We start from the raw sequence: 6,419 nt of genomic DNA, 5'->3' as shown, positions 1-6,419 counted from the left end.
CTTCAGGAAGTCAGAAGGGAGCGTGTCTGTACCAAGGAAGATGAATAAGGCTACGTGGGACAAAGATTATAGAGCAAAAGTTCTCTTTACATCAGCTTAACAAAGTACGTTCGCGCCCTTATGATCACACTACAATCATTGCCTTCGCTTTCTCAAGCGCAACAAGACCTGATCGCGGTAGGTACTATCGCAAGTGCACTAAGCTGGCGTCCAAGTGACGAATAAGATCGCCCCTTTTTCCAGATGGTAATTATTTAAACTGCAATTTCAGTTTTATCCGTCGACGTTATTTGCCTGGTTCATATTTGGCATTGGGGTTGTAACTCAGCCCCCTTTTTAGCTGATTTCATTCAATCTTTGTAAGAACTGCTTGGGTGTCAGAGCTCTTTGCTTTCTAAACATGCGGTTAAAACTGGCGATGTTTTTGTAACCCAGTCGTCTCGCGATCTCTTCTATCGGCACTTGTTTAGTCATCAGCTCTACCGCTTTGTTACTCATCACGTAACCCGAAACGGCGGTAAAATTCATTCCTATATCATGCAACCTACGCTGAAACTGCTGAGGGGACATATCCAGTAAGCTTGAGACTCGCTCAACGGTCGGTAAACCGTAATGGCAGCTATAGTTGATCACCTCGTAAATGACCTTCACCTCGTCTCCGGGCTCTGGCATGTTTAAAAAATCATCTAAATCGGAAAAGCTCATCGCGAGAGGGACTTTAGGGTTATCGCGCATCGAGAATGTCGCCAAGCGCAGTTCATCACGAAACCATATTTCTGTTTTAGAATGACTCCAGCCGATATCGCAACCAAAATAGGCGCGATATTTTTTGTCTTTAGCACGAGAGCCCGACAACATAACACGCATCGGCTGAAAATCCTCCCCAACGTAATATCGAATGATTTTTGTCATCATCACCGCCATACGCACGCTGTCATGAACTTTGCAATGAGGTTCAATAAATGGGTTGTGATAAACCCACTTTATAATGTTGCCACTTTGACTGCCCGATAAGTAAGCCCCAGATTGTAAGCTGCTTAAGCTGTAGTTAACGCGCCGCAAAGCCGCGGATAAATCCACCGCGGAAAACATCCATCGTGTAATTGGCCCATAATTCCGATAATCGAAATGCAGCACAGACTCTAAAACAACATCTGGGTTACCTGTTATCTCTTCTAATTGATGAAACCAGTGGTTTACTTCCGAAAGCGGTAGCAAAGTCATTGGCTCTTCAAAAACGGAGTCAGGAATACCCAGCCGCCCTTTGGCTAAGCCATATCGTTTCACCACATTCTTGTGTATATCCCTTAGGCCAAAAGCACGGATAAACCTCACATCACGCATAACAGATTCAATCATTTTCCATCACTATTTGATTGAATCTGCCACATACGGCCAATTTTATCAAATAGTCGACACAATGCCCGCGAGATTAGATCACAGGAGCTTTTGATGAGTTTATTAAGCGTCCCATTTGTTGGGACTGGAGCAGACACTGCATTGCATGTTTTCGCTGGATTAGTATTGGTTTCTACCATAGTCGCTGTTGTCTATGGTTTTTGGCGCTTTCACGAATTACCCATCAACAAAGCTCACAGTAAAGATCACCATCAAATAGGATTAATTACCGCCCTCACCTGGATAGGCTTTATCTGGCATTGGGTTTGGGTCATTGCCGTTATGTTGGCATTTATCGATATGGAAAAAGCGATTGTTAATCTAAGAGACACGTGGCGTCACGCTCCAGCTCACGAAGCAGAGGAAGAAGAATAATGTTAGAAGGTTTAGCGCTATGGGCACTGTTTATCTACTTGCTGCGTTTTGCTGGGATGCCGTGGAACAAATTTACCCAAGGGTTCGCCTACATTGGTGGAGGAGCATGGCTACTGTTTGTATGGGTTGGCCTGATTAACTATACGCCAATGGATCTTTCTGGTGGCTCAGTGGTGCAATCTCCTCACATTCAACTTCGTCCAGATTCTTCAAACGTCACGGGTAAAGTAGACGAGATTTTTGTCTCTCCGAATCAGAAAGTTGAAAAAGGTCAATTGGTTTATCAAATTGATGACACCAAGTACCAAATCGCATTGAACAAAGCAAAGTCAGCGGAGCATGCAGCGAAAGTTTCGTTAGCGGTCGCCGAACAAGAAGTGCAAGTTGCAAAATCGCAATACCAAGCGCTGCAACAAGATTTGCAAACCACGGCCAGTCAGCTTGCAACAGCCAAAGCTGACTATCAGTTACAGCAAAAAATGCTTAAGCGTTACCAAGAGCAAAACAGAGCCGTTAAGAACACCATCACGGATAGCGATATCGACAAACAGTCTACTCAAGTTGTCGTTGCAAAACACAACATCGAAACGATTGAATCGCAAATTAAGACCAAACAAGTCGAGCTAGACAAAGCTCAGCTTAACATCAGCACCAAACAGCTGAATATTGAAAGCAAGCAGGCCGATCTTAACAACACAACACAAGTTGTCGCTCAAGCCCAATGGGATTTAGACAGCACAAAAGTCTTTGCTCCAACGGATGGTTTTGTGACTAACTTTCTACTGCGTGAAGGCCAACGTGTCTCCATGATGCCTAGACTGCAAATGTACACTGATGAAAAATACGTATTGATGCGTGTGAATCATCAAGCGGTTCGCAATATTAAACCAGGCCAAGCTGCCGAATTCTCATCGGCGGTATATCCGGGCAAAATATTCTCGGCAAAAGTAGAGGGTATTGTGGAAGCCACTGGTGAATCACAAGGCAACCTGTTGGGTTTGGATGAGTCGGTACGCGCCACTACAGGCAAGAACCTCCAGAACAAACACCACTTTGTGCGCTTGAAGATTGAAGAACCTGAAGGTTATGATATTCCGGTAGGTTCAGTCGGGTTGGCATGGGTAAGTGCAGAAAAACCTATTGGATTTTTAGCGTTTTTAGACGTGATACGCGGTATCATCATTAGAATGAAGTCACAGCTCTACTTCTTCTATTCAATCTAACCTTTGCATTGCAAAACGCTAATTAATGTTCGGAATGTCATTAGCAATTTCACCATAATTGCATTTTGCAAATTCAAAATGCAATTAAGCGCAGTCAACTAGGTACAAATTAGCGTGGCAGTACGCAAAAACACCCGTTTTAAAGTTGGCACGTATCGTGCTTTTATTCTAGTGACCCTTTTTAAGCCGAGGGTCACCTAGCCAACTGACGTTGTTAGTGAACCAGTTATTTGTTCACAAAAATGTAGCCAATCACATCATTGTGGTTGGCTTTTTTCTTTTCTAGCCTTGGCAACTACTGCTCGTTATTTCACGCACAAACCATAAACGCCACCATAAATCGTACTCATAAAAAAAGCGCCCAAGATAGCTCAGGCGCTCATTTTGCTCTTTGCGAAAAATCTAGATTATGTACGCAACTGTATTACGCCAATACTGGGCTCAACGCGTACTGCTTAAGTTGATGATTAATAAACTCTACATCCGCTCGATAAAAGTCATCGAGAGGGATTTTGTTTGGCTCTAACCAATAAAATGTCTGCTGACGTTCTTCATCTAACGCTACAGGCTCAGCATCGCCAAATGCTCGCATAACGACGAAATAGATACGACCACCAAAGTCATTCACATCACAATAAGTTGCGGCATGAGTTAACTCTTGCATGCCTGTTTCTTCTTTTAGCTCTCTAATAGCAGCGTCGGTGCCCGTCTCGTCGTCAAGAACTTCACCACCTGGGAATTCTAATACTAAGCCTTTACCCGAACGAAAACGCTTCTGGACCAAAATTCGACCTTCTTTTACCACCACTGCCATTGATAAGTGTTTCACATCCCACTCCTTATTCATCAGTTTCAACGTTGCAATGCTACGGGTAGGCGCTTATTCATCGCCTTGGATATATATTCAAAATTGTTGTTTTTCAACGTCTTAATAGGAAGTGCGGCATACAGATATATGCCACTCATTCAATATTAGTGCAATTAATAAAATAAGACTGTGCACAGCTAGCAAAATTACTACGCAATAATAAGTAAAATGTGATGGAGCTTACCTTCACAACCAAGTTTCGCCGATATCTGCGAAGTTAACATCCCCTGATAGCAATCATTTATCGCTCTTAATACTTTACTAATCCCGATGCTGCGCGTAGCTTTTAATTAGGTTAAAGCTAACAATAAAAGCGAAGCATGAAAGGAACTACCTATAGTCAATTGCAAGTCTTCCACGCCATAGTCGCAGAAGGCAGTATTAGAGGCGCGGCAAGAAAGCTCGAGATGGCGGCCCCTTCTGTTAGCCAAGCCCTAAAGCTATTTGAAAGCAACCTTGGCCTTACTCTGTTTAACCGAACAACACGTAAAATCGAGCTTACCGAAGCTGGTCGATTACTCCATGACCGCACCGTAGACGCCGTCAGCACGTTAAACTTTGCACTAGAAAGCGTCCAAGAGCTCGCCAATGAGCCGCAAGGCAAACTGCGAATCACGATGCCTAAGTTTGTCTATAACACTTACCTAAAAGACTTATATCCCGCGTTCTGCCAGCGTTACCCAGACATAGAGTTGGAGCTGATCATTTCTGATGCCACGCTCGACATTGTTAAAGAAGGGATTGATATGGGCATTCGGTTCGGGAACAAGCTTGAGCCGGGAATGGTCGCCAAAAAGCTTACTAACCCATTGGTTGAAAGTTTATTCGCTAGCCCTGAATACATCGAGCAATTTGGCGCTCCCACCGAGATAGAGCACTTACAACAACACAAACTGATACAGTACCGATTTGTTACTGCCAATCAGTATGCGCCGCTCAACCTAATGCAAGACGGCCAAGCCACGCAGGTCGACTTCCCATACGCATTGGTGGTTAATGATACCGATGTCATGGTCGATGCTGCGTTATCTGGCTTAGGTATTGGTCGCCTTGTCTTACCTGCGGTCAAACCGCATTTTGAGAGTAAAACCTTGTTGCCTGTTTTAGAGGATAAATGGCCGACTATCCAAGGCTTGTACCTCTTCTTTAGTCAAAATAGCCAGAAAGTGAGACGAGTCAGGGTGTTAATCGACTTTATCACCGAGCACTTCCAACGCTGACCACCAGCTATATAAAACCACTATAGGCGGAGTTTTCGACTCCACAAACTCCGCCCACTCTCACCATTTCAACAGTAACGTAACAATAAAAACAATCTAATATCACATTGCGCTACATATTCAATTGATTTCATTACTTGTATTTCGTAAGTTTTAGAGGCAGATCGGTTTATATAAGGAATATTAATATGGAAAGACTGGTCAAATCCGCGCTAAAAATTCGCCAGCGTACTTTCGTGACGACGTTTTTTGCTCAAAACGGGTTTAAAATTGATAGAACAGATTTTGATTTTATGATCTTCTCTCTGGAGGAGCTAAAAGTCAGAGTAACGTATGACCTATGTTCAAACGTTCGTTCGATTTCAGTATTAAACACACCAAAAACTATGCCCCGTTTTAAAGAACTCGCCCACGCTTTGGCTGAATGATCTTGCTGCCCCAAAAAAGCCTACCTGAGTTGTTGAGGTAGGCTTCTCAAACAAACCGTCACTTAGTCTTTTTCAGGAAAACGCTCTTCGTACATTTCCATGAAGTCTTGTCGAATCACTTGCTCTAAATGCGTCGCTTCTTCCGTTGGACAAAACAGCATAATGTGAACACATTGCTCTCCGGTCGATGTGCTGTTGATATGAATATGCGGCTCAGCACCGGGTAAATCGACCCCGGCATGCTTTTCAACCACCGAATTATAACGACGAGCCACTTCACTAAATGAATGACAGTGCTCTTCAATCTTGGTCGTCATGCTTGGCAACATCGGATAAAGGTTTACAAAGTCTCTCACTACGATACTAAAGTTGTGGTAAACGTAGCGCTTCATAAAGTTAAGGTTTTTCACTGGGTAGGTAAAAAACATGCTGTTAGGCAAGGTCGCGGTTTTTCCTGTGAAGTGATATTGACCATGATGCAAATCGATTTCTTGAATAACCGTAGCCATCATATTGTGTTCAATTACTTCGCCACACAATTTACCCACTTCAATCCAATCTCCAATGCGGAAAGAGCGCGAGCTTGCACGCTGAATTGAACCAGTAAAACAGAGGATTATCTCTTTCGATGCCACCACAATCGCCACCGCAATCGCGGTCAGGCTTAAAGCAAACTCACTGATCTCAGATTGCCATAAAATGAACAACAGCAAGACAGTAATCGCGAACGTGCCATTTTTGGTTCGGGACATCCAGTTACGCTGCTCTTCAGTAACAAAAGCAACGTCGCCACGTATTTTGGATAGGGTTATGCGCCGAAAAATGGCGATCAGCAACAGTATTAAGGCTGAAAAAAGTACTTTATGAGTTAGAAGAAAATCGATTACAACTTTTGCTTTCTCCACGC

7 protein-coding genes are annotated in these 6,419 nt (G+C 43.5%); 4 read left to right on the top strand and 3 right to left on the bottom strand.

What is annotated here, in order from left to right; translation table 11 throughout:
• Nucleotides 1-336: 336 nt before the first annotated feature.
• Nucleotides 337-1,344 (bottom strand): AraC family transcriptional regulator, encoded by a 1,008-nt coding sequence (locus tag MU515_RS18100; RefSeq protein ID WP_260261794.1) that lies wholly within the window; start codon nucleotides 1,342-1,344, stop codon nucleotides 337-339.
• A gap of 108 nt (nucleotides 1,345-1,452) precedes the next feature.
• On the opposite strand from MU515_RS18100, the gene MU515_RS18095 reads away from it, so the two are divergent.
• Together MU515_RS18095 and MU515_RS18090 are read left to right on the top strand one after the other, a co-directional pair.
• A complete protein-coding gene (locus tag MU515_RS18095) occupies nucleotides 1,453-1,773 on the top strand; it encodes an MFS transporter (protein WP_260261790.1) in 321 nt (106 codons plus the stop codon).
• Nucleotides 1,773-2,996 carry an HlyD family secretion protein gene (locus MU515_RS18090; RefSeq protein ID WP_260261789.1) on the top strand — a complete coding sequence of 408 codons (1,224 nt, stop codon included), beginning with the start codon at nucleotides 1,773-1,775 and terminating at the stop codon, nucleotides 2,994-2,996. Before MU515_RS18095 ends, MU515_RS18090 begins: the two co-directional genes overlap by 1 nt.
• A 424-nt stretch (nucleotides 2,997-3,420) precedes the next feature.
• Here MU515_RS18090 and MU515_RS18085 read toward each other — a convergent pair whose 3' ends face one another.
• The gene (locus MU515_RS18085) at nucleotides 3,421-3,825 is read right to left on the bottom strand and encodes an NUDIX hydrolase (RefSeq protein WP_260261788.1); all 405 of its coding nucleotides are present in this window, start codon (nucleotides 3,823-3,825) and stop codon (nucleotides 3,421-3,423) included.
• A gap of 359 nt (nucleotides 3,826-4,184) precedes the next feature.
• Here MU515_RS18085 and MU515_RS18080 point away from each other — a divergent pair, with 359 nt between their 5' ends.
• The gene (locus MU515_RS18080; protein WP_260261787.1) at nucleotides 4,185-5,084 is read left to right on the top strand and encodes a LysR family transcriptional regulator; all 900 of its coding nucleotides are present in this window, start codon (nucleotides 4,185-4,187) and stop codon (nucleotides 5,082-5,084) included.
• 188 nt (nucleotides 5,085-5,272) lie between these two features.
• On the top strand, nucleotides 5,273-5,512 hold the full coding sequence (locus MU515_RS18075) for a hypothetical protein (protein ID WP_260261786.1): 240 nt from the start codon (nucleotides 5,273-5,275) through the stop codon (nucleotides 5,510-5,512).
• A gap of 62 nt (nucleotides 5,513-5,574) precedes the next feature.
• On the opposite strand, the gene MU515_RS18070 is transcribed toward MU515_RS18075, so the two are convergent.
• A complete protein-coding gene (locus MU515_RS18070; protein ID WP_260261785.1) occupies nucleotides 5,575-6,417 on the bottom strand; it encodes a mechanosensitive ion channel family protein in 843 nt (280 codons plus the stop codon).
• Nucleotides 6,418-6,419: the final 2 nt, after the last annotated feature.

It is taken from the genome of Vibrio intestinalis (assembly GCF_025195085.2).
GTDB lineage: Bacteria > Pseudomonadota > Gammaproteobacteria > Enterobacterales > Vibrionaceae > Vibrio > Vibrio intestinalis.
This window is presented reverse-complemented; position numbering and strand designations above follow the sequence as displayed.